This window comes from Pseudomonas sichuanensis (assembly GCF_003231305.1).
Classification (GTDB): domain Bacteria; phylum Pseudomonadota; class Gammaproteobacteria; order Pseudomonadales; family Pseudomonadaceae; genus Aquipseudomonas; species Aquipseudomonas sichuanensis.
In genome coordinates, this window is record NZ_QKVM01000005.1 from 54,469 (window position 1) to 75,219 (window position 20,751).

Sequence of the window (20,751 nt, forward strand, 5' to 3'; positions counted from 1 at the left end):
ATGCGGCCCCTTGTTCATTCTAGATCTCGACCTGGGTTCCCAGCTCGATCACCCGGTTCAACGGCAGGTTGAAGAAGCGCAGGTTACCGTTGGCGTTCTTGAGCAGGAATGCGAACAGGTTGCTGCGCCAGCGCGACATGCCCTCCAGCCGCGATGCAATCACCGTCTCGCGGCTTAGGAAATACGTGGTGCGCATCGGGCTGAAGTCCAGCTGGTCCAGATGGCACAGTTTCAAGGCCGCCGGCACGTCGGGCTCATCCATGAAACCGAAGTGCAGCAGCACCCGGAAGAACCCGTCGCCATAGGCCTCCACTTCGAAACGTTCGCTCTCCGGGACCCGCGGTCGGTCCTCGCTGACGACCGTCAACAGCACCACCTGGCTGTGCAGCACCTGGTTGTGCAGCATGTTGTGCAACAGCGCGTGGGGCACGGCGTCCGATCGCGCGGTGAGGAACACCGCCGTGCCCTCGACCCGGTGCGGTGGTTGCACTCGGATGCTGCCGATGAACAGCGGCAGCGGCAACGCGCCTTCGTCGATGCGCTCGACCAGGATCTGCTTGCCCCGCTTCCAGGTGCTCATCAGCACGAACAGCACGATCCCCGCCAATACCGGGAAAGCACCGCCCTGGACGATCTTGGGCACGTTGGCGGCAAAGAACAGGCCGTCGACGAACAGGAAGCCCAACAGAATCGGTACCGCCAGTACCGGTGGCCACTTCCACAGCAGCAGCATCACCGCCGACACCAGGATGGTGGTCATCAACATGGTGCCGGTCACCGCCACCCCATAGGCCGCAGCCAGGGCGCCGGACGACTCGAAGCCGATCACCAGCAGCACCACGCCGACCATCAGCGTCCAGTTCACCGCACCGATGTAGATCTGGCCCTGCTCGTCGCTGGAGGTGTGCTGGATCTGCATGCGCGGGATGTAGCCGAGCTGGATGGCTTGGCGGGTCAGGGAAAAGGCACCCGAGATGACCGCCTGCGAGGCGATCACCGTGGCCATGGTAGCCAGGCCCACCAACGGCAGCAGTGCCCAGCTCGGTGCCAGCAGGTAGAAGGGGTTACGGGCGGCTTCGGGGTTCTGCAGCAGCATCGCCCCCTGGCCAAAGTAGTTGAGCACCAGCGCCGGCAGCACCAGGATGAACCAGGCACGGGCGATCGGCTTGCGGCCGAAGTGGCCCATGTCGGCATACAGCGCCTCGGCACCGGTCAGCGCCAGCACCACGGCGCCGAGGATCGCCACGCCCATACCCGGATGAACGATGAAGAAATTCAACGCCCAGCCTGGGTTGAAGGCCTTGAGCACTTCCGGGCTCTGCGAGATGCCATGCACGCCGAGTGCCCCCAGCACCAGGAACCAGGTGACCATGATCGGGCCGAACAGCTTGCCGATCGTCTCGGTGCCGTGCTTCTGCACCAGGAACAGCCCCACCAGCACCACCAGCGAGATGGGCACCACCCAGTGATCGATGCCGTCGAACGCCAGGCCCATGCCCTCCACCGCCGACAGCACCGACACCGCCGGGGTGATCATGCTGTCGCCATAGAACAGCGAGGCGCCGATCAGGCCGCAGATGACCATCAGCGCGCGCAGCTTGGGATGGCTGGCCGTGGCCCGCCGTGCCAGCGCGGTCAGTGCCATGGTGCCGCCCTCGCCCTGGTTGTCGGCGCGCAGGATGAACATCACGTACTTGAACGACACCACCCACAGCAGCGACCAGAGGATCAGCGACAGGATGCCCAGCACCCCATCGTGGTTGACCGGTACGCCATAACCACCGCTGAAGACCTCTTTGAGGGTGTACAGCGGGCTGGTGCCGATATCGCCATAGACCACCCCAACAGCTGCCACGAGCAGGCCCAGCGACCGCGTCGCACCCTGCTTTCCCTCGTGCCCGCCCTCGGCGTGACTGCTTGCCTGAACCATCGACCACTCCCGCAGAAGGCCTGTTAGACCGATTGAATTCCCATCCGCGTCGGGGCATCCCGCAGGCCCCCGCGCAACGGCGCGAAGCATAGCGCAGCGTTCGTCGTATTTCTGCTGGTCAAGCGACCTTGCGCTCGCTAGAATTGCGCACTTTTTGATCAGAGGCGCGAAAAGCGCCCGCCAGGATCGCCCCCGTTACCGGCCGGGCGACCTGTATTCAATACCGAGGTTAGCCATGTCCACCACTCCCGCCACCCCTAAGGTCGGCTTCGTTTCCCTGGGTTGCCCCAAGGCCCTGGTCGATTCCGAGCGCATCCTGACCCAGCTGCGCATGGAAGGCTATGAAGTCGTGCCGACCTACGAGGACGCCGACGTGGTGGTGGTCAACACCTGCGGCTTCATCGACAGCGCCAAGGCCGAGTCGCTGGAAGTGATCGGCGAAGCCATCAAGGAAAACGGCAAGGTCATCGTCACCGGCTGCATGGGCGTCGAAGAGGGCAGCATCCGTGACGTGCACCCGAGCGTGCTGTCGGTCACCGGCCCCCAGCAGTACGAGCAGGTGGTCAACGCCGTTCACGAAGTGGTACCGCCACGCCAGGACCACAACCCGCTGATCGACCTGGTGCCGCCTCAAGGCGTGAAGCTGACGCCGCGCCACTACGCCTACCTGAAGATTTCCGAAGGCTGCAACCACAGCTGCAGCTTCTGCATCATTCCGTCGATGCGCGGCAAGCTGGTCAGCCGCCCGGTCGGTGAAGTGCTGAGCGAGGCCGAGCGCCTGGTCAAGGCCGGCGTCAAGGAAATCCTGGTGATTTCCCAGGACACCAGCGCCTACGGCGTCGACGTCAAGTACAAGACCGACTTCTGGAACGGCCGCCCGGTCAAGACCCGCATGCTCGAGCTGTGCGAAGCGCTGAGCAGCCTGGGCGCCTGGGTGCGCCTGCACTACGTCTACCCGTACCCGAACGTGGACGACGTGATCCCGCTGATGGCCGCCGGCAAGATCCTGCCGTACCTGGACATCCCGTTCCAGCACGCCAGCCCCAAAGTGCTCAAGGCGATGAAGCGCCCGGCCTTCGAAGACCGCACCCTGGCCCGTATCAAGAACTGGCGCGAACAGTGCCCCGAGCTGGTGATCCGTTCGACCTTCATCGTCGGTTTCCCAGGCGAGACCGAGGAAGACTTCCAGTACCTGCTGGACTGGCTGACCGAAGCCCAGCTCGACCGCGTCGGCTGCTTCCAGTATTCGCCGGTAGAAGGCGCCCCGGCCAACGACCTGGGCCTGGACGAGGTACCGGATGACGTCAAGCAGGAACGTTGGGACCGCTTCATGGCCCACCAGCAGGCCATCAGCACCGCCCGCCTGCAACTGCGCATCGGCAAGGAAATCGAAGTGCTGATCGACGAAGTCGAAGAGCAGGGTTCGGTAGGCCGTAGCTTCTTCGACGCGCCGGAAATCGACGGCAGCGTGTTCATCGATGGCGACCACGGCTTCAAGCCAGGCGACAAAGTGCGTTGCCGCATCGTCGATGCCGATGAATACGACATGTGGGCAGAGCCAGTCTGACAGCCCGCCGCACTGAAAATACCCCGCCCACTGGCGGGGTATTTTTTTGCATCTATGTTTGTGCAGAGGCCAACGCACACCGGAGCCGCCGAGGATGAAACCGACGCTGACCCTGCACACACCCCGCTATGCCGACTACCCGGAACTGGTGCGGATCTGGGAGGCTTCGGTACGGGCTACCCATGATTTCCTCCCCGACGCCTACATCCATCTGTTGCGTGAGCATGTGCTGTCCCAGTACCTGGATGCCGTGATGCTGGTCTGCTGCAAGGACCGCGACCGGCGCATCCTTGGCTTTGCTGGCGTGGCCAATGGTCGCGTCGACCTGCTGTTCGTCGCTCCCGAACATTTCGGCCGGGGCGTCGGCCAACGCTTGCTGCGTCACGCAGTGGCAGAACTGAATGCCGAACGCCTGGATGTCAACGAACAAAACCCCCAGGCCCTTGGCTTCTACTTGCACGAAGGCTTCGAGATCATTGGCCGCTCGGCAACGGACGGCCTGGGGCAGCCTTACCCACTGCTGCACATGCAACGGGGCCGAACGCCGTGAAGCGCGGCCTACGAGGTAGCGGTTGTTTGCCGAAATGGCGCAAATGACACCAATTTGCAGCCCCAAACCTGGCGGGGCAGGTACAATGAGCGCTTTCCCTGCCCTGCGAACTCATTGTCCATGTCCGAGCCTATCCGCCTGTCCAAACGCCTCATCGAACAGCTTGGCTGCTCGCGCCGAGAGGCCGAACTGTACATCGAAGGAGGCTGGGTCACGGTCGATGGCGAAGTGGTCGAACAGCCGCAATTCAAGATCCTCGACCAGCGCGTGGAACTGCTGCCTGGCGCCCGCGCCGAAACCCTGGAGCCTGTGACCTTGCTGCTCAATCAGCAAGCCGGCCAGAACGTGACAATCGCCCAGGCAGGCATGTCCATGGCCACCCTCAGCGAAGCCCACCGCGAAGGCCTGCGCCCGCTGCACGGCCACTTCACCCGCCAGGACTGCATCGCCCCACTGCTGCCGGGCGCCAGCGGCCTGCAAGTGTTCACCCAGGACTGGCGCGTCAGCCGCAAGGTCGACGCCGACCTGCGACGCCTCGAGCAGGAATACATCGTCCAGGTCAGCGGCGAGGCCAAACCCGGTGCGCTGGAACGCCTGGCCCGCGGCGTGGAGCGCAAGGGCGTGGAGCTGCCCAAGGCCAAGGCCAGCTGGCAGAACGAACAGCATCTGCGCATGGTGCTGAAGAACCCGCAACGCGGGCAAATTGAGGCGCTGTGCGAAACCGCTGGCCTGAAGGTGCTGGGCATGCGCCGCATCCGCCTGGGCGGCGTGTCGATGGGCAAGCTGCCAGCGGGGCAATGGCGCTATGTCGCCGCCACCGAACGTTTCTAGCATTACTGCCGCGCGGACAGGTGCGGCACTTGAACAGGATTTGCTCCAATGAACCACAACGACGTCATGCGTAGCCTGCGCTACATGATCAAAGCCAACGACCAGAAAATGGCCGAAATCATCGGCCTGGCCGGCCTGCAGGTAAACGCAGAGGCGATTGCAGGCTATGTGAAGAAAGAAGAAGAGCCCGGCTTCGTACAATGCCCGGACAAGGTCATGGCCTATTTTCTCGACGGCCTGGTGATCCATCGCCGCGGCCGCGACGACAGCCGCCCGCCACAGCCTGTCGAGCTGCCGGTGACCAACAACACCATTCTCAAGAAGCTGCGAGTGGCCTTCGAGCTGAAGGAAGACGACCTGCACGCGGTGCTCAAGGCGGTCAACTTCCCGGTGTCCAAGCCCGAACTGAGCGCGCTGTTCCGCAAGGTCGGCCATGACAACTACCGCCCTTGCGGCGACCAGCTGCTGCGCAACTTCCTCAAGGGCCTCACTCAGCGCGTGCGTGGCTGATGCAACACATTGTCTCGCCGGTCGGCATCGTCCGCTCCTGCTTCAAGGAGAAGTTCGCCATCCCGCGCCAGCCACAACTGGCGCCAGCAGCGCGGGGCGTGCTCGAACTGCTGCCGCCGTTCGACCAGGGCGACGCAGTAGAGGGGTTGGAGCAGGTCAGCCACGTTTGGCTGTTGTTCCTGTTCCACGAAGCGCTGGAAGACAAGCCACGCCTGAAGGTGCGCCCGCCGCGCCTGGGTGGCAACAAGAGCATGGGCGTGTTCGCCACCCGCGCCACCCATCGCCCCAACGGCATCGGTCAGTCGGTGGTGCGCCTGGAAGGCGTCGAGCCTGGGCGCCTGCTGCTTTCAGGCATCGATCTGCTCGACGGCACGCCGGTGCTGGATATCAAACCCTACGTGCCCTATGCCGATAGCATCCTGGAGGCGACCAACCAGATGGCTGGCGCGGCACCCGCGCCCATCGCCGTACAGTGGAGTGAAAGCGCCCTGCCCCAGGCTCGCGAACATGCACTGCGCCTGGACGAGCCACTGGTGGCGTTGATCGAACAGTGTTTGGCACAGGACCCGCGGCCCGCCTATCAGGTACCGCCCGTCGAGCGGGTTTACGGGGTGAAGTTCTGGGATGTGCAGGTGCGCTGGCACTATCCTCAGCCTGATCGGATCCGGGTGCTGGAGGTCGTGCGGGATTCATGAGCCTTCGGCTTTGCTGAATCCAGGCATAAAAAAACGCAGGCCAAGGCCTGCGTTTTTTCGTTTACCGCGCTCGCCTTACTTCTCGACGAAGGCGCGCTCGATCAGGTAATCACCTGGCTCGCGCATGCGCGCCGAGATCTTCAGGCCGAAGCTGTCCAGCACTTCGCTGGTCTCGTCGAGCATGCTCGGGCTGCCGCAGATCATCGCGCGGTCATCCTGCGGGTTGATCGGTGGCAGGCCGATATCGCTGAACAGCTTGCCGCTGCGCATCAGATCGGTCAGACGGCCCTGGTTCTCGAACGGCTCGCGGGTCACGGTCGGATAGTAGATCAGCTTGTCGCGTACGGACTCGCCGAAGAACTCGTTCTGCGGCAGGTGCTCGGTGATGAACTCGCGGTAGGCGACTTCGTTCACGTAGCGCACGCCGTGGACCAGGATCACCTTCTCGAAACGCTCGTAGGTCTCGGGGTCCTGGATGACGCTCATGAAGGGCGCCAGGCCAGTGCCGGTGCTCAGCAGGTACAGGTGCTTGCCCGGGTTCAGGTCGTCAAGCACCAGCGTGCCGGTAGGCTTCTTGCTGATGATGATCTCGTCGCCTTCCTTCAGGTGTTGCAGCTGCGAGGTCAACGGACCATCCGGCACCTTGATGCTGAAGAATTCCAGGTGCTCTTCCCAGTTCGGCGACGCGATGGAGTAGGCGCGCATGAGCGGGCGGCCGCTTTCCTGCTGCAGGCCGATCATCACGAACTGACCGTTCTCGAAGCGCAGGCCCGGATCGCGGGTGCACTTGAAGCTGAACAGGGTGTCGTTCCAGTGGTGAACACTGAGGACACGTTCGTGGTTCATGTTGCTCATCGATGGGGCTCCTGAAGAAAAACGCAGCGCGCACAAGGCGCACAGTTGCGCGATAGTTTAGGGGCAGCGACAATATCTGTTAACTGAATTATCAAGATATGTGTTATCGGTTATATAGATATGCGATTTACACTTCGTCAACTTCAGGTCTTCGTCGCCGTCGCCCAGCACCAGAGCGTGTCCCGGGCCGCGGGCGTGCTGGCCTTGTCGCAGTCAGCCGCCAGCACCTCGATCACCGAACTGGAGCGCCAATCCAGTTGCCAACTGTTCGACCGCGCCGGCAAGCGCCTGAGCCTCAACGCCTTGGGCCATCAGTTACTGCCCCAGGCAGTGGCCCTACTCGACCAGGCCAAAGAGATCGAGGACCTGCTCAATGGCAAGTCCGGCTTCGGCTCGTTGGCGGTCGGAGCCACCCTGACCATCGGCAACTACCTGGCCACCCTGCTGATCGGCAGTTTCATGCAGGTGCACCCGGAGAGCCAGGTCAAACTGCACGTGCAGAACACTGCGCATATCGTGCAACAGGTCGCCCACTATGAAATTGACCTGGGTCTAATCGAAGGTGATTGCAACCACCCTGACCTGGAAGTACAGCCCTGGGTGGAAGATGAACTGGTGGTGTTCTGCGCCCCACAGCACCCGCTGGCCAAAGTCGGCCACGCCAGCATCGAGCAGCTCTCCCATGAGGCCTGGATTTTGCGTGAACAGGGCTCTGGCACGCGCCTGACCTTCGACCAGGCCATGCGCCACCACCGCGCCAACCTCAATATTCGCCTTGAGCTGGAACACACCGAAGCGATCAAGCGCGCGGTGGAATCAGGCCTGGGGATCGGCTGCATCTCGCGCCTGGCCCTGCGCGACGCCTTCCGCCGCGGCAGCCTGGTACCGGTGGAAACCCCGGCCCTGGACCTGGCGCGGCAGTTCTATTTCATCTGGCACAAGCAGAAGTACCAGACCTCGGCCATGCGCGAGTTCCTCGAACTGTGCCGCAGCTTCACCGCAGGCGTGCAGCGCAGCGACGAAATCGTCCTGCCGCCGATCGCCTGAAGGTCAGCCCAGCAGGATCACGCCCCACACCACCGCCACCATGGACATCGCCACCAGTTGCGCGGCGCTGCCCATGTCCTTGGCGTTTTTCGACAGTGGATGGCGCTCCAGCGAAATACGATCGATGGCCGCCTCCACCGCCGAGTTGAGCAGTTCGACGATCAACCCCAGCAGGCACACGGCAATCAGGATCGCCCGCTCGACACGGCTCACCGGCAGCCAGAAAGCCGTCGGGATCAGCAGCACATTGAGCAACACCAGTTGGCGGAAAGCGGCTTCGCCCTTGAAGGCGGTGCGCAGGCCGTCCAGCGAGTAGCCGGCAGCATTGAAAATCCGTTTGAGGCCGGTCTGGCCCTTGAATGGCGACATGTGTCACTCACTTCATCGATGAAAGCCTGGCAGGCTAATCCGACGCTGGTCAAAAAAGCGTGAAGGCGCAGGGACTTAGCTGGTCGAAACCGATTCAAGTTGTTGCAACAGCAACGCGGCCTGCGTGCGCGTGCGCACCCCGAGCTTGCGGAAGATTGCAGTCACATGGGCCTTGATGGTCGCTTCCGACACACTCAGCTCATAGGCGATCTGTTTGTTCAGCAAGCCTTCGCAGACCATGGTCAGCACCCGGAACTGCTGGGGTGTGAGGCTTGCGAGGCCCTCGCTGGCGGCCTTGGCCTCAGCCGATACATCGACCTTCTCGAATGCCTGGGGTGGCCACCAGACATCGCCATCGAGCACGTTGCGTACCGCTTCCTGGATCTTGCTCAGCTCGCTGGACTTGGGGATGAAACCACTGGCACCGAATTCACGGGATTTCACCACGACCGCCGCTTCTTCCTGCGCCGACACCATCACCACCGGGATTTGCGGGTACTGCCCACGCAACAGGACCAGGCCGGAGAAGCCATAGGCACCGGGCATGTTCAAGTCCAGCAGGACAAGGTCCCAATCGGACTTTTCCGTCAGGCTGGCTTCCAGCTCGGCGATGCTCGCCACTTCAACCAGCCGCACGTCCGGCCCGAGGCCGAGGGTAACGGCCTGGCGCAGTGCGCTGCGAAACAACGGGTGGTCATCGGCAATCAGGATTTCGTATGTGGCCATCGATCTATGGATCCTGTTCTGTGCCAGGCGAGGGGATACGGGATACGCCTGGCAGGCAACTCAAGGCGCGAACGGCAGGGCCGCCGGCCGGGACGGCACGGCGAAGTCCGGGGTAACAGCAGCTTCGTCGTGCCCGAATCGGCGCCAAGGATGACGAGCACGCACCGAGTGGTCAAGCCAATTGCCCGGTCGTACCCACCTCCCTGGCTGCCAGCTCCGTCAGTATGAACCAATCCGCAGCGCCCGCCCCTTGGACTATAGGAAGGTATGCAAACGCTGGTGTACCTCATCCTGCTCATCGAGCGGCAGGCGCCGCTTGCCACTGAGGTAATGCAGGCTGAACACATCCAGATAGGCATCCAGGGCCTGCGAAGCCTGGCTGTCGCCGGCCAGGTCCAGGCACATGGCCGCCACTTCCGCCGTGCAGAAATGGTCGTCGCGCTTGGAACGACGCAGGCGATAGCGCGACATCTGTTCGGCCTGCAGGCTCAGTACCGGGAATTTGTCGAGGTACGGGCTCTTGCGGAACATCTTGCGCGCTTCGGTCCAGGTGGCATCCAGCAGGATGAACAGCGGGCGCTTGCCCGGTGCGCAGACGACCTCGCCGACCACCCGCTCCTGGGCGACGAACTCACCGGGGAAGACGATATAGGGCTGCCATTGCGGATGTTCCAGCAGCGCCAGCAAACCCTCGTCCACCGACGTGCGCAGCCAGCCGAAGGCCGAGGTGTCCTCGATCAGGTCGGCGATCAGCCAGCCAGTATTGGTAGGTTTGAGTGGCTCGGTGTCATGCATCAGCAGGCACATGCCGGACTCGGCCTGCACCCTGGGCTTCCAGGCACACAGGCAATGCGTGGCGATGACCCGGCACTGCGGGCAGCGTTCGGCACGCGAGCCGCGGGCGACGAAAGGTTTGATGCTGCGGGCCAGGCGCTCGGCGCGCAGCCGCGCTACCGCATGGCTCATGGCTGCAGGCCTTGGCGTTGAGAAGGGACGAACACAAAAAACGACTCTACGGATGACAAGGCGCCAGTCTACCAGAGGCAGCGTCATTTGCCGTGCAGCCCCGCCTGCGGCTCCTTTATAATCGCCGGTTGTGGCGGCCGGAAACACCGAGTTTCAGGGAACGCCGCCTGCCGGCGCAGGTCAAAGCGCCAGTCATCGAACCAGGAGAGATCCATGCTGCGTCTAATTGCCCCGACCCTGAGCCTGCTGCTCGCCCTGCCCCTGGCCGCCCAGGCCGCCTCCAAGCAGGAATACGAGCTGAAACAGACGCTGGAGAAGGTCGCCAAGGAAAGCAGCGTCGGCACCCCACGCGCCATCAACGAAGACATCCTCGACCAAGGCTACACCGTCGAAAAAGGCAAGGCGCTGGTCAACCACCTCAGCGTGCGAGAAAGCCATGCCGAACGCATGCGCGCCAACCCGCAGCAGGTACGCAGCCAGCTGGGTGACAGCGTTTGCCGCAATACCGGCTACCGCCAGCTGATGTCCAAGGGCGCAGTGCTGGTCTATCGCTTCACCGTCTACAAGACCAACCAGCCCATCATGGATCAGGCCTTCGATGCCGCCAGCTGCGTGGCCGGCAACAAGAAGAAGTGATTCAGACCACCTGATCGCTGGCGCGCCGTTGCTCTTCCTCGGCGCGCAATTCGGCCAGCAAGGCCTGTAGATACCGTGATTGCCGTTCTGCACCTTGCAGGCGACGCAGGCATTCACCTTCAATGCTCAGGTGATGGGCCTGCGCCTCGCGCGCCAGCAACTGAAACAGTTGCCCATCCACCTCGATCACCAGTCGATGCATACCGCCACCTCCCGCGCGCGCTTTAACACCCCTCCAGTAAACCAAAGTCCCGTGAAGGCAGGGCCTGATCTGACCGGCGGCCCGCTTGCAGGGCAAGCGGCGCAATGGCGCGCCAGCGTCTAGATTGATAACGAGCCCCACAACAACGACAACAAGATGGAATTGCCACTGCATCATGGCCTTGAAGGCCTACTGCAATGCTCGGGGTGCACACTCGAGCCATAGCAGCCAGCGGCACACGCAGTGCCGCGGCCGGGACACACCATCGACCCGGTCAGAGGTTTTGCTGCAGAAGGAGACGTTGAATGCCTTACCAACCGAATGAGCTTCTGTTCAACCATTTCAGAGACCAGGGTATCGACCTGGGCAACATCGACCAGCAACTGCAGTTGGTCGCCCCGAACAGCCCCAACCTGCCGCTGTACCGCGACATGATGCTGACCATCCTGCGCATGGCTCATGACGACCGCAACCGCTGGAACGCCAAGATCACATTGCAGGCCCTGCGTGAGCTCGACCAGTCGTTCCGCAGCCTCGAACGCTACAAGGGACGGCGCAAGGTGACAGTCTTCGGCTCGGCGCGCACCCCGCTGGAACACCCGATGTACGCCCTGGCCAGGGAACTGGGTGCGACGCTGGCACGCTCCGACCTGATGGTCATCACCGGTGCCGGGGGCGGCATCATGGCCGCTGCCCACGAAGGCGCCGGCGCCGACCACAGCCTGGGTTTCAACATCACCCTGCCCTTCGAGCAGCATGCCAACCCCACGGTCGATGGCACCGATAAACTACTGCCGTTCCACTTCTTCTTCATTCGCAAGCTGTTCTTCGTCAAGGAAGCCGACGCGCTGGTGCTATGCCCCGGTGGTTTCGGCACCCTCGACGAAGCCCTGGAAGTATTGACCCTGATCCAGACCGGCAAAAGCCCGCTGGTGCCTGTGGTGCTGCTGGATTCGCCCGGCGGCAGCTTCTGGCGCGACTGCCTCGATTTCATCAGCCGCCAGCTGGAAGAGAACCGCTACATCCTGCCCAGCGACCTCAAGCTGGTGCGCCTGGTGCACAGTGCCGACGAGGCAGTGGATGAGATCAACCAGTTCTACAGCAACTACCACTCCAGTCGCTGGCTGAAGAACCAGTTCGTCATCCGCATGCACCATCCGCTCAGCGAAGCGGCGTTGCATGACGTCGAGGAAGGCTTCGCCGACTTGCGCTTGAGTGGCCGTTATCACCAGCAACCGGACAGTGGCGCCGAACATGAGGAGGGGAATTTCAGCCACCTGACACGCCTGACATTCGCGTTCAATGGCCGAGACCAGGGGCGCCTGCGTGAGCTGGTGGACTTTATCAACATGCCGGAAAACTGGGCCAAGCCACAGCCGATGCACACCACCCAGCGGGCGCGAGAAGCCTTGAAGGTGAGCTGAACGCAAAATGCCCTGCATGGCCCCGCTTCGGGTGGCCATGCAGGGCATCAGTAGGCTTTGTACGAAAAGTGCCTGCGCGACGATCATGCTGCGTTGAAAACAGGCTGGTGCGCCAGCCCGGTCGGAATGCTCATTTGCAACCAGCAAAGTCGAGCGCGACCCCGGCCGTTCCTCGCCTGTTTTCGCCTTGCCTGATCGCCGCTCGGCGACTTTTCGTACAAACCCTAGTCGTCGAGATCCCGACCGCTGAGCAGCCGCCCGATCATCTCCATGGAAAAACCACGGTAAGCGAGAAAGCGTGTTTGCTGCCCACGGCTGCGTGGGTCATGTGGGCGCTGACCGGCGAACTTGCGCTGCCAGACATCCTGCAACTGCGCCGCCCAGTCCACCTCGCTTTCACGCAAGGCCTGGTCAATGTCACTGCGGGCAAGCCCACGCTGCCCCAGCTCCTCGCGAATACGCGCGGGGCCATAGCCAGCACTGGATCGGTAGCGGATAAAACTTTCGAGGTAGCGGGCCTCACTGAGCAGCCCTTCTTCGGCAAGCCGATCGAGCGCGGGCTCGATCAGCTCATCCGTTGCGCCGCGCTGACGCAATTTGCGCGTCAACTCCACGCGACCATGCTCGCGGCGTGCAAGCAGGTCCATGGCTGTCCGCCGCACGGCGACCGGGGTGTCGAGTACGGCGGACATGGGGCAGATCAATAACCGGCGTCGGCGTCGGCCATGTCGTCGGCATCAGCCTCGACGGCAGCGGCCTTGCCAGCAGCAGCGACGGCGCCAGCAGTGAGCAGCTTCTCGCGGATCTGCTTCTCGATCTCTGCACCGATTGCCGGGTTCTCTTGCAGGTACTTGGCGGCATTAGCCTTGCCCTGGCCGATCTTGTTGCCCTGGTAGCTGTACCAGGCACCTGCCTTCTCCACGAAGCCGTGAGCAACGCCCAGGTCGATGACCTCGCCGTTACGGTAGATACCCTTGCCGTAGAGAATCTGGAATTCGGCTTGACGGAACGGCGGCGAGACCTTGTTCTTGACGATCTTGACGCGGGTTTCGCTACCCACCACCTCGTCGCCTTCCTTGACCGCGCCGGTACGGCGAATGTCCAGGCGTACCGAAGCATAGAACTTCAGGGCGTTACCGCCGGTGGTGGTTTCCGGGCTACCGAACATCACGCCGATCTTCATACGGATCTGGTTGATGAAGATCACCAGGCAGTTGGCGTTCTTGATGTTACCGGTGATCTTGCGCAGCGCCTGGGACATCAGACGCGCCTGCAGGCCGACGTGCATGTCGCCCATCTCGCCTTCGATCTCGGCCTTGGGTACCAGTGCAGCCACGGAGTCGACGATGATCACGTCGACCGCGTTGGAGCGCACCAGCATGTCGGTGATTTCCAGAGCCTGTTCGCCGGTGTCCGGCTGCGAAACCAGCAGGTCGTCAACGTTGACGCCGAGCTTGCCAGCGTATTCCGGGTCGAGGGCGTGTTCGGCGTCGACGAAGGCGCAGGTGGCGCCGTTCTTCTGGGCTTCAGCGATGACCGACAAGGTCAGCGTGGTTTTACCGGAGGATTCCGGACCGTAGATTTCGACGATACGGCCCTTGGGCAGGCCGCCGATGCCAAGGGCGATATCCAGGCCCAGGGAGCCGGTGGAGATGGAAGGGATGCCTTGGCGCTCATGGTCGCCCATGCGCATGACGGCGCCCTTGCCGAATTGGCGTTCGATCTGACCCAGGGCCGCAGCCAAGGCGCGCTTCTTGTTGTCGTCCATTGAAATCCTCACGTGTTCGACTTGGCCCTGACGGCCGGAATAACTGTATAAGTAGCCAGTATTATTCCACAGGGATTCGTTTCCGCAAACCCCCGCTTGGCGATTTACTCCGCGCCAAGCTGTAACAAGCCGTCTAACGCGGCGATTACCGTCTGTCGGCGCACCGCTTCGCGGTCCCCGTCGAAGTGGCGCCGTTCGCTGCGGACATGGGCTCCATCGGCCCAAGCCAGCCACACCGTGCCCACCGGTTTGGCCGGCGAGCCACCATCAGGCCCGGCCACACCACTGACCGCCACGGCAAAGCGTGCGCCGCTGGCCTGCTGGGCCCCGCGCGCCATCGCCTCGACCACCTCCTGGCTGACCGCGCCCACCTCGGTGAACAACGCTTGCGGAACGCCCAACTGGCGGGTCTTCTGGGCATTGGAATAGGTGACGTAACCTGCCTCGAACCAGGCCGAGCTGCCGGGGATACGGGTAATGGCTTCGGCAATGCCACCCCCGGTGCAGGATTCGGCGGTGGTCACCTGGGCATTGAAGCGTCGCATGTGCTCGCCCAGGCGGGTGGAAAGCGCGGTGATCGGGTCCATGACGGGCTCCTGAATGAATGGCGCCCTACCCTAACACCCGGCAAGGGCTCACCGCGACAGGGCACGAACATGGTCCTGGCAGGCACGCAGGGCGATCAGTCCGCGGTCGCCGCTGTCGGTGATGGCGATAATTCGTCGAGCATGCGCTGGGTCAAGTCGGGCGCGTACGGGGCCATGATCCAGGCCGCTGGCGGCGGTGGCGGCAGGCACTGCGCCACAGCCGGCGCCGCGCTCGACCAGGACCGACAGGCGCAGATCGGCAGTAGCAAGGCGGTCACGCAGGCGAGCCTGAGTCTGTTGCGCATCGGTAAGCTCCTGGAAATGTCTCGATTCACTCTCGTGCAGCCGTTGCTCCACCCCCTGGCGCTGTTCACGCTCGGCGAGCAGCAGGCCATGCAGCGCCTCGGCCTGATCCAGCCGTTGCTGCACCAGCTGCTGCTCCTGCTGGGCCAGTAACCGCCCATAGCGCCAGGCCTGCAGTTGCCAGGCCAGCGCCGCCCCCAACAGCAGGAGCAGCGCGCAAAGCCCGAGCTGCCAGCGGCTCAACACAGCACCTCACGGGCCCGCTGCCACAGCAGCAGGCGGTCGGAAAGGCCATTGAGGCCACCATTGATGTGGCGGGTGATGCGATTGAACTCACCTTGGTCGGCCAGCGCGTTCAGCCCCCGCGAGTGCCAGAACCAGGCCGCCGATTCGCAGGCCCAGCGTGGTTGTTCGAGCATCTGCGGCTGCGCCAGCAGGCGTTCGTCACCGAACAAGGCGCGGCTGCAGGCCTGGTAGTTGTTGCGCCCGGTCACCTGGATCAGGCCACGGCCACAATAGCGCTGGCCGTCGCCATCGGCCTCGGGCGTGTTGCCCAGGCGCAGGGCCAAGCTGCCGGTGTCATAGCGTGCCAGGTAACGGTCGCCCCCCAGTTCCTTGACGTAGCGCAGCTGGCCGGACTCATGGCCGACCTGGGCAAGAAACGCGGCGACACGCTTTGGATGGTCGATTTCCCAACGGGCCATGGCCTCATTGAGCGCCGGCAGGAAGGCCGTGACCCGCTGGCCGGCTGCTGGATAGATTTCTTTCAATTGCGGTTCGGTTAACACCATCGATGGTGGCTCCACTGCGGTCTGATCGAATGGCGGCCAGTGCCGCCGGTGATTCGCTCAGGGGCGATGGCTCGAAGCGCATGGCTTTCACATGATTCAAGGTGCGGCAGCGGCCACATTTGATCTGGAGCTCGGAAGCGGGTGTGATGCGGGCCAGCAGCTTGCGGCACTGGCCACAGCGAAAATCGATGAACATAGGCGCAGGTCCTGGCGGGTTGGCCACTGATGGCGGCTTGGGCGGCCTTGCATTCAAAGTCACGCCTGCGCCGACTATAGGAAGCCTGCCGCCCCTCGGGCATCGGGAAACCCTCACCCTGTGCACTGGGCCTTGAGCGACGTCGCGCGGCGCGGCGCCGTGCCCTTGGCCCTGGCCTTGCCCTGCCGGCCACCGCTGCATTGCACGGTGGTGCGCCAACCGCTGCTGGTGAACACCTGCTCCACCGACTCGATCAGGTACGGCCCGTCAAGCCCGGCCAGAAACCCTCGGGCCTCGATTTCACGTTCGGCGAACAGGTCGGTACGCCCGGGCATGTCCAGGCGTACGCTGGCGGTATCGCGGTTGAAGCTGGCCAGGCGCGCCTTCGCGGCCTGTTCGGCTGCGGCCCGGTTGGGGTACAGATGGCGGTCGGTGTGCACCGCCTGCAAGCCATCCGGAGCATCTCCGTTGGCCAGTTCCACGGCCTGCAGGCGACCGCTGGCACTGTCCAGGTGACGGGTGCGGACGGCCTTGTGGGTGCTCCTGTCAGCCAGGCGGAACTGCCACTGGCTGACCTCCTCGCGAGCAATAGTGACCACCCCCAGCGCCTTGCCGCTGGCGCTCTGTCGCCCCTGACGCGGGAGCACCAGCAACTGGCCATTGGCGAGCTTTCCGGTGCAATCGTGCAGGCGGGCCAGGCGGGTGATGAAGTTGAAATCCGACTCGCTGTACTGGTCGACACGCGGTATCTGCACCGTCACCGGGCAGACCGCCTGCCAGCCGTTGCGGGCAGCGATCTCGGCGACGATGCGCTGCAGCGTCACATTTTCCCAGCTGCCGCTGCGAATGGTCTTGCCACTGCCGCGCAGGTCGCAGGCCTTGCCGCGGATCACCAGGGTATCGGGCGGGCCGGACAGTTCCACCTCATCGACGGTGTAACGGCCCAGGCGGCTCAGGGGCTGCCCGGCATAGCCGAGCAACACCTCGAGCACCGCCCCCCGGGCCGGCAGCGCAACGGCGCCGTCACGGGCATCGATACGCAGTTCGAACTCGTCCGATTCAAGGCCCGGTTTGTCGGTGGTACGCATCAGCAACAGGCGATCGTTGATCAGCGTGGTGATGTCCTTGCCATCGGCCTGGATGCTGAACACAGGTTTCATGATTCTGCCTCCCTGGGGGCTACGCTGCGCAATCGGCACCGTAGCCCCCTGTCAGTCCCACAGTTGAAGGGTATTGCTCGCCACCACAGGCCGTTCCAGCAGCACGATCCTTACCCCGGCGCGAAACGGCTGGGCCTCGTCCGCGAGCCCCTGGTTGGCATCCAGCACCGCCTCGACCATCCCTTCGAGCTGCCCGTAGTAGTGCTGGCAGAGGGTGTCGAGCAGGTCGCCTTCAGACGTTATGCAGATCCTGGCCATAGCTCACGAACTCCAGTGAAAAACCTTGTTTGCGTGGAATACCGCCGGCCTGCAGCTGGCTTTGCTCCTCTTCGATACTGGTCAGGCACCAGGTGCCAAGTACCTCGCCATAACCACTGGTCAACGACAGCGGCAACAGCTGACGGCCAATGCTGCGCAGCGTCTGCAGCTGACCAAGGCCGCCCTTGAAACCGGGGAAGATCGCCCCGCGGATACTGATGCTTTCTTCGCCCAGGCTGACCGCCTGCTGTGCGCTGTCGCGGCTCAGGCGTTCCTGCCCGGCCCAACGAAAGCGTGTTTGCCGGCGCAACTGGTCGAAGGCCGCAGTGTCGAGGTTGAAGTAGTACGGTGTGGCCCCGGCCTTCAGGGGTTGCAGCACCAGCAGATGGGGGAATGGCTTGATCGCCTCCGCCGCCGGTGTCACCTGGGGCGCGAAACCCAAGGTCGACAGCACGCCGTTGACGGTCGAACGCACCTCCCCCACCATCCGCCGAATGGCCGCGCCGGCCTTGGCCACATGGCCGGCGAACCCGTCGATGCGCTCACGCACCTGGCGGACCACGGCCACGGCCTGGTCATACTTGGCCACCACCTTGGCCACCCGTGCCTGGGCGGTTTCGATGGCGCGCATCGTGCGCTGCAACTTGGCGCCGATGATCGGACCGACCACCGGCAACCCTTCCAGCTCGACGACCGCACCTTGAGTATGGTCGATCGCCTCGTTCATTGGGTCGAGCATGGCGTCGGCACGCCGACGCCCTGCCTCTCCCGCCTTGACCAGGGCGTGCAGCGTGGCTTGCAGCTGCTCAAGATAGGTCATGAAATGCTCCTCAAACGTGTGCGCTGTCGACCATCTGCGCGGGCTGGGCCCGGGCCATAAGGTCAGTCAAGGTGCGCCGTGCGATCTGCTCCAATTGCTGGATCACCGAAGGATCGTTCAGGCTGTTGTTGAACGTGACGGGCATGTTGGCGGTGAAGGTGAACTGCTGATTAAGCTGAGCGGGCGTTGCTGCCGATTGCACTGCCGGTGCCGATGAGATCGGTTGCACGGGTGTCACAGGCAGCGCTCGCGCCACTTCACCCAAGCCGGGTTTATCGGGCAGATGCTCGGTCGAGCCCAAAGCCTTGCCTGACAAGCCACCGATAATCTCCCCACCCGCACTGCCGAGCACGCCGCCTATCAGCCCACCGATAACCGTACCTATCCCCGGCACCACCGAACCGAAAGCAGCACCTGCGGCAGCACCGGCCAACCCTCCGCTCAAACCACCAACGGCAGTACCGTAGCTTTCGAGCTTCTTATCCGGGGAGACATTGCTGCCATAAGTTTCAGCGAGCTGAAGGCCGGCATCCAGAAGAGCTATGCCAGGAACACGCCTCATCAGCTTCCTTGAAATATTGAGTACTCGGCTCGTAGCCGGACTTGCCCTGGGGCTTGCAGAAGTCACTGCAGTAGGTGCGCTTGTCGCCGCCTCCGGGGCTCTGGCAGAGGTTGACTCCAACTCAGGAGCCGCGGCCCTCTGCTCACCCACTGGCGCCATCAGTTCACCTTCATGCTCAACTGCAGCCTGCTGCTCCGAGGCTTGAGCCGCGTCGACCGTGGAAGCGCTTGTCTGTACCTTGTCTTCGTACATGACCAGGTCGAACAGACCACCACCTGCTTTCTGTCCAAAGGTTTCACCCAACATACCGCCGAGCTTTGGAAGGTATCGCTTGAGCCGCCTATTCTTGAGCCGGCTTGCCAGCGTTGCCCCCAACAGAGCGCCGCCCAACTCGCCAACCGCCGCACCGACACCTTCGGCCCTTTCCTCGCCAGTCTCGCCAGTAAGCATCGCCTTGACAGCCTTGTCCCGCGCCTCACCAGCGCCGGCTTTCCAGGTTTTCCTGACGGCTCTGGTAACCCGTCGACTGGAGTTCGGCGTCCTACCCCGGCCCATCTCGTAGGCAAGGCGCCCCCCGACAATTGTCGCAGCCCCGATAGCCCCTGCGATTTGCATCCGGTCACGAATGCTTCTGGGCGTGCGCTGTGCGCTAGTTGAACCGTCCTTGCCGGGATCGGCCGCAGCAGGCACAGCGCGGCCCGGCGGTGCAGAAGCAGCACCGGCCCATGGAAGGTAACCACCAACCTGCATTAGACGCAGATAGCCCAGGCGCAAGCGCTCGACTTGATCAATCTCCCTGCCCAGTCGAAGAATCTGCGCCTCATGTTGTTCTGCCTGATTCAGAGCCAGCAACCCTTCCATCTGGCGCACCTTGCCCAGCTCCAGCCCCAGGCGAATGACCTCGCCGATCAGGCGCCCGAGCCGGGTGTCATCAGCCTGCCTGCGCAGCCGTTCGAGCGACTGGCGCAGCGCATCGATGGCGCTGCCCAGCGGCTGAGGGGCGGTGACGCCGAGGGTGAATACCGATGTATTCGCCATGCATTCCTCCTTGTCACTCCGCCAGCCACCAGAGCATGTCGCCGTACGACATGCCCATGATCTCGCTGGCGGAAAAGTTCAGCTCCTTGGCCAGCCGCCGTGCGGCGGCCTTCTGCCGGGTTGGATCAAACTTCGTCGTCCTGCACCAGGCGAAAGTAACCGCTCTGCAGGCGGCTGTAGTCCTTCAGGGCCAAGCCTTCGAGGTCCTTGACGCCCACCTCGGCGAGGGAGGCGAACAGGTTCAGCTCACGCTGCTCGTCGTCACCTGCGCCACCGAGCTGCGCGTTACGGATGTCACGCACGGTCGGCGCCCGCAGCGACAGGCTGTCCACCTGCAGGCCATTGGCCTCGCTGGGGCGCGACAGGCGCACGGTCACCCGCTCGGCGCTGAGCATCATCCATTGCGGCAATTTCTTCGCTTGAGCCATTGCAGGTTCTCCTTACAAGCCAAGGGCGGCGCGCTGGGCGGCCAGTTGGTCGACACCGTCGATCACCCGTTTCATGCCCAGAGCGTCGATCTCGTAGACCAGGCGACCGTCGACTTCGAGCTTGTAGTAGGTGACGCCGACACTGTGCTTGATCTCGGCCTTGTCGCCGGACTTCCAGTCACCCATGTCGACTTCCTTGAGGGTGCCGCGCAGGGTGACCACCACCGGGTTGATCTGCCCCTTCAGGCCCTTGAAGGCGCCGCGGAAGGTGCCGTTGAAGCCGTTGCCGTCGGCCAGGCCGAAGAACTTCAGCGACTCGCGGCGCACACCGGTGGTGGTGAAGGCCGCTTCCTGTTTCTCCATGCCCTGGTCCATCTCGACCGCCATGTCCATGCCGCCAGGGCGGTACTCCTCCATCTTCAGGGTGAGCTTGGGCAGGGTCAGGCTGGGTACATCGCCCTGGAAGCTGACGCCATCGACGAACAGGTTCAGGTTGGCCAGGGTTTCGGGAATCATTGCCATGTAAATGCGC

25 protein-coding genes and 1 pseudogene are annotated in these 20,751 nt (G+C 63.3%); 8 read left to right on the plus strand and 18 right to left on the minus strand.

The window, feature by feature from the left end:
* Positions 1 to 19 precede the first annotated feature (19 nt).
* The gene (locus tag DM373_RS04145) at positions 20 to 1,930 is read right to left on the minus strand and encodes a potassium transporter Kup (protein ID WP_110992356.1); all 1,911 of its coding nucleotides are present in this window, start codon (positions 1,928 to 1,930) and stop codon (positions 20 to 22) included.
* Between the two features lie 235 nt (positions 1,931 to 2,165).
* Here DM373_RS04145 and rimO point away from each other — a divergent pair, with 235 nt between their 5' ends.
* The 5 genes from rimO (at position 2,166) to tsaA (ending at position 6,083) form a co-directional block, all read left to right on the plus strand.
* Positions 2,166 to 3,497 carry a 30S ribosomal protein S12 methylthiotransferase RimO gene (gene rimO, locus DM373_RS04150; RefSeq protein WP_110992357.1) on the plus strand — a complete coding sequence of 444 codons (1,332 nt, stop codon included), beginning with the start codon at positions 2,166 to 2,168 and terminating at the stop codon, positions 3,495 to 3,497.
* A gap of 94 nt (positions 3,498 to 3,591) precedes the next feature.
* The gene (locus tag DM373_RS04155) at positions 3,592 to 4,047 is read left to right on the plus strand and encodes a GNAT family N-acetyltransferase (RefSeq protein WP_110992358.1); all 456 of its coding nucleotides are present in this window, start codon (positions 3,592 to 3,594) and stop codon (positions 4,045 to 4,047) included.
* Positions 4,048 to 4,167: 120 nt separating this feature from the next.
* Positions 4,168 to 4,878, plus strand: coding sequence for an rRNA pseudouridine synthase (locus tag DM373_RS04160; RefSeq protein WP_110992359.1), 711 nt, complete (start codon positions 4,168 to 4,170; stop codon positions 4,876 to 4,878).
* Between the two features lie 48 nt (positions 4,879 to 4,926).
* Entirely contained in the window at positions 4,927 to 5,388 is a 462-nt protein-coding gene (locus DM373_RS04165) for a YehS family protein (protein ID WP_110992360.1), read from the plus strand.
* Positions 5,388 to 6,083 (plus strand): tRNA (N6-threonylcarbamoyladenosine(37)-N6)-methyltransferase TrmO, encoded by a 696-nt coding sequence (gene tsaA / locus DM373_RS04170; protein WP_110992361.1) that lies wholly within the window; start codon positions 5,388 to 5,390, stop codon positions 6,081 to 6,083. The genes DM373_RS04165 and tsaA overlap by 1 nt, the downstream gene beginning before the upstream one ends.
* A 75-nt stretch (positions 6,084 to 6,158) precedes the next feature.
* Here tsaA and fpr read toward each other — a convergent pair whose 3' ends face one another.
* The gene (gene fpr, locus DM373_RS04175; RefSeq protein ID WP_110738446.1) at positions 6,159 to 6,938 is read right to left on the minus strand and encodes a ferredoxin-NADP reductase; all 780 of its coding nucleotides are present in this window, start codon (positions 6,936 to 6,938) and stop codon (positions 6,159 to 6,161) included.
* 120 nt (positions 6,939 to 7,058) lie between these two features.
* Here fpr and finR point away from each other — a divergent pair, with 120 nt between their 5' ends.
* On the plus strand, positions 7,059 to 7,985 hold the full coding sequence (gene finR, locus DM373_RS04180; protein WP_110992362.1) for a LysR family transcriptional regulator FinR: 927 nt from the start codon (positions 7,059 to 7,061) through the stop codon (positions 7,983 to 7,985).
* Between the two features lie 3 nt (positions 7,986 to 7,988).
* Here finR and DM373_RS04185 read toward each other — a convergent pair whose 3' ends face one another.
* The 3 genes from DM373_RS04185 to DM373_RS04195 all read right to left on the minus strand — a co-directional run bounded on the left by DM373_RS04185 (position 7,989) and on the right by DM373_RS04195 (position 10,046).
* Positions 7,989 to 8,354, minus strand: a complete 366-nt coding sequence (locus DM373_RS04185; RefSeq protein ID WP_011535182.1) for a diacylglycerol kinase — start codon at positions 8,352 to 8,354, stop codon at positions 7,989 to 7,991.
* 75 nt (positions 8,355 to 8,429) lie between these two features.
* Complete coding sequence (gene erdR, locus DM373_RS04190) at positions 8,430 to 9,080, minus strand: response regulator transcription factor ErdR (RefSeq protein ID WP_110992363.1); 651 nt, start codon at positions 9,078 to 9,080, stop codon at positions 8,430 to 8,432.
* A 255-nt stretch (positions 9,081 to 9,335) separates the two neighbouring features.
* Positions 9,336 to 10,046 (minus strand): tRNA-uridine aminocarboxypropyltransferase, encoded by a 711-nt coding sequence (locus tag DM373_RS04195; protein WP_110992364.1) that lies wholly within the window; start codon positions 10,044 to 10,046, stop codon positions 9,336 to 9,338.
* Between the two features lie 213 nt (positions 10,047 to 10,259).
* Here DM373_RS04195 and DM373_RS04200 point away from each other — a divergent pair, with 213 nt between their 5' ends.
* Positions 10,260 to 10,682, plus strand: a complete 423-nt coding sequence (locus DM373_RS04200) for a quorum-sensing-regulated virulence factor family protein (RefSeq protein WP_110992365.1) — start codon at positions 10,260 to 10,262, stop codon at positions 10,680 to 10,682.
* A gap of 1 nt (position 10,683) precedes the next feature.
* Here the strand turns inward: DM373_RS04200 and DM373_RS04205 are convergent, their stop codons facing one another.
* On the minus strand, positions 10,684 to 10,884 hold the full coding sequence (locus DM373_RS04205) for a hypothetical protein (protein ID WP_110992366.1): 201 nt from the start codon (positions 10,882 to 10,884) through the stop codon (positions 10,684 to 10,686).
* Between the two features lie 305 nt (positions 10,885 to 11,189).
* Between DM373_RS04205 and DM373_RS04210 the strand changes: the two genes are divergently transcribed.
* On the plus strand, positions 11,190 to 12,308 hold the full coding sequence (locus tag DM373_RS04210) for an LOG family protein (protein ID WP_110992367.1): 1,119 nt from the start codon (positions 11,190 to 11,192) through the stop codon (positions 12,306 to 12,308).
* A gap of 224 nt (positions 12,309 to 12,532) precedes the next feature.
* Here DM373_RS04210 and recX read toward each other — a convergent pair whose 3' ends face one another.
* The 12 genes and pseudogenes from recX to DM373_RS04270 form a co-directional block, all read right to left on the minus strand.
* The gene (gene recX, locus DM373_RS04215) at positions 12,533 to 13,000 is read right to left on the minus strand and encodes a recombination regulator RecX (RefSeq protein ID WP_110992368.1); all 468 of its coding nucleotides are present in this window, start codon (positions 12,998 to 13,000) and stop codon (positions 12,533 to 12,535) included.
* 8 nt (positions 13,001 to 13,008) lie between these two features.
* Complete coding sequence (gene recA, locus DM373_RS04220) at positions 13,009 to 14,076, minus strand: recombinase RecA (protein ID WP_110992369.1); 1,068 nt, start codon at positions 14,074 to 14,076, stop codon at positions 13,009 to 13,011.
* A 104-nt stretch (positions 14,077 to 14,180) separates the two neighbouring features.
* Positions 14,181 to 14,663, minus strand: coding sequence for a CinA family protein (locus DM373_RS04225; protein ID WP_110992370.1), 483 nt, complete (start codon positions 14,661 to 14,663; stop codon positions 14,181 to 14,183).
* Between the two features lie 48 nt (positions 14,664 to 14,711).
* Positions 14,712 to 15,209, minus strand: coding sequence for a lysis system spanin subunit (locus DM373_RS04230; protein WP_167409796.1), 498 nt, complete (start codon positions 15,207 to 15,209; stop codon positions 14,712 to 14,714).
* Entirely contained in the window at positions 15,206 to 15,757 is a 552-nt protein-coding gene (locus DM373_RS04235; RefSeq protein ID WP_110992372.1) for a glycoside hydrolase family 19 protein, read from the minus strand. The genes DM373_RS04230 and DM373_RS04235 overlap by 4 nt, the downstream gene beginning before the upstream one ends.
* Before the next feature lie 28 nt (positions 15,758 to 15,785).
* A pseudogene (locus DM373_RS29155) lies at positions 15,786 to 15,953 on the minus strand (zinc finger domain-containing protein); the annotation flags it as partial.
* Between the two features lie 113 nt (positions 15,954 to 16,066).
* On the minus strand, positions 16,067 to 17,113 hold the full coding sequence (locus tag DM373_RS04245; RefSeq protein WP_110992374.1) for a phage late control D family protein: 1,047 nt from the start codon (positions 17,111 to 17,113) through the stop codon (positions 16,067 to 16,069).
* A gap of 51 nt (positions 17,114 to 17,164) precedes the next feature.
* On the minus strand, positions 17,165 to 17,371 hold the full coding sequence (locus DM373_RS04250; RefSeq protein WP_110992375.1) for a tail protein X: 207 nt from the start codon (positions 17,369 to 17,371) through the stop codon (positions 17,165 to 17,167).
* Positions 17,346 to 18,191 carry a phage tail protein gene (locus DM373_RS04255; RefSeq protein ID WP_110992376.1) on the minus strand — a complete coding sequence of 282 codons (846 nt, stop codon included), beginning with the start codon at positions 18,189 to 18,191 and terminating at the stop codon, positions 17,346 to 17,348. The genes DM373_RS04250 and DM373_RS04255 overlap by 26 nt, the downstream gene beginning before the upstream one ends.
* 10 nt (positions 18,192 to 18,201) lie before the next feature.
* Complete coding sequence (locus DM373_RS04260; RefSeq protein WP_110992377.1) at positions 18,202 to 19,791, minus strand: hypothetical protein; 1,590 nt, start codon at positions 19,789 to 19,791, stop codon at positions 18,202 to 18,204.
* Between the two features lie 125 nt (positions 19,792 to 19,916).
* Positions 19,917 to 20,219, minus strand: coding sequence for a phage tail assembly protein (locus tag DM373_RS04265; protein WP_110992378.1), 303 nt, complete (start codon positions 20,217 to 20,219; stop codon positions 19,917 to 19,919).
* Positions 20,220 to 20,231: 12 nt separating this feature from the next.
* Positions 20,232 to 20,741, minus strand: coding sequence for a phage major tail tube protein (locus DM373_RS04270; RefSeq protein WP_110992379.1), 510 nt, complete (start codon positions 20,739 to 20,741; stop codon positions 20,232 to 20,234).
* Positions 20,742 to 20,751: the final 10 nt, after the last annotated feature.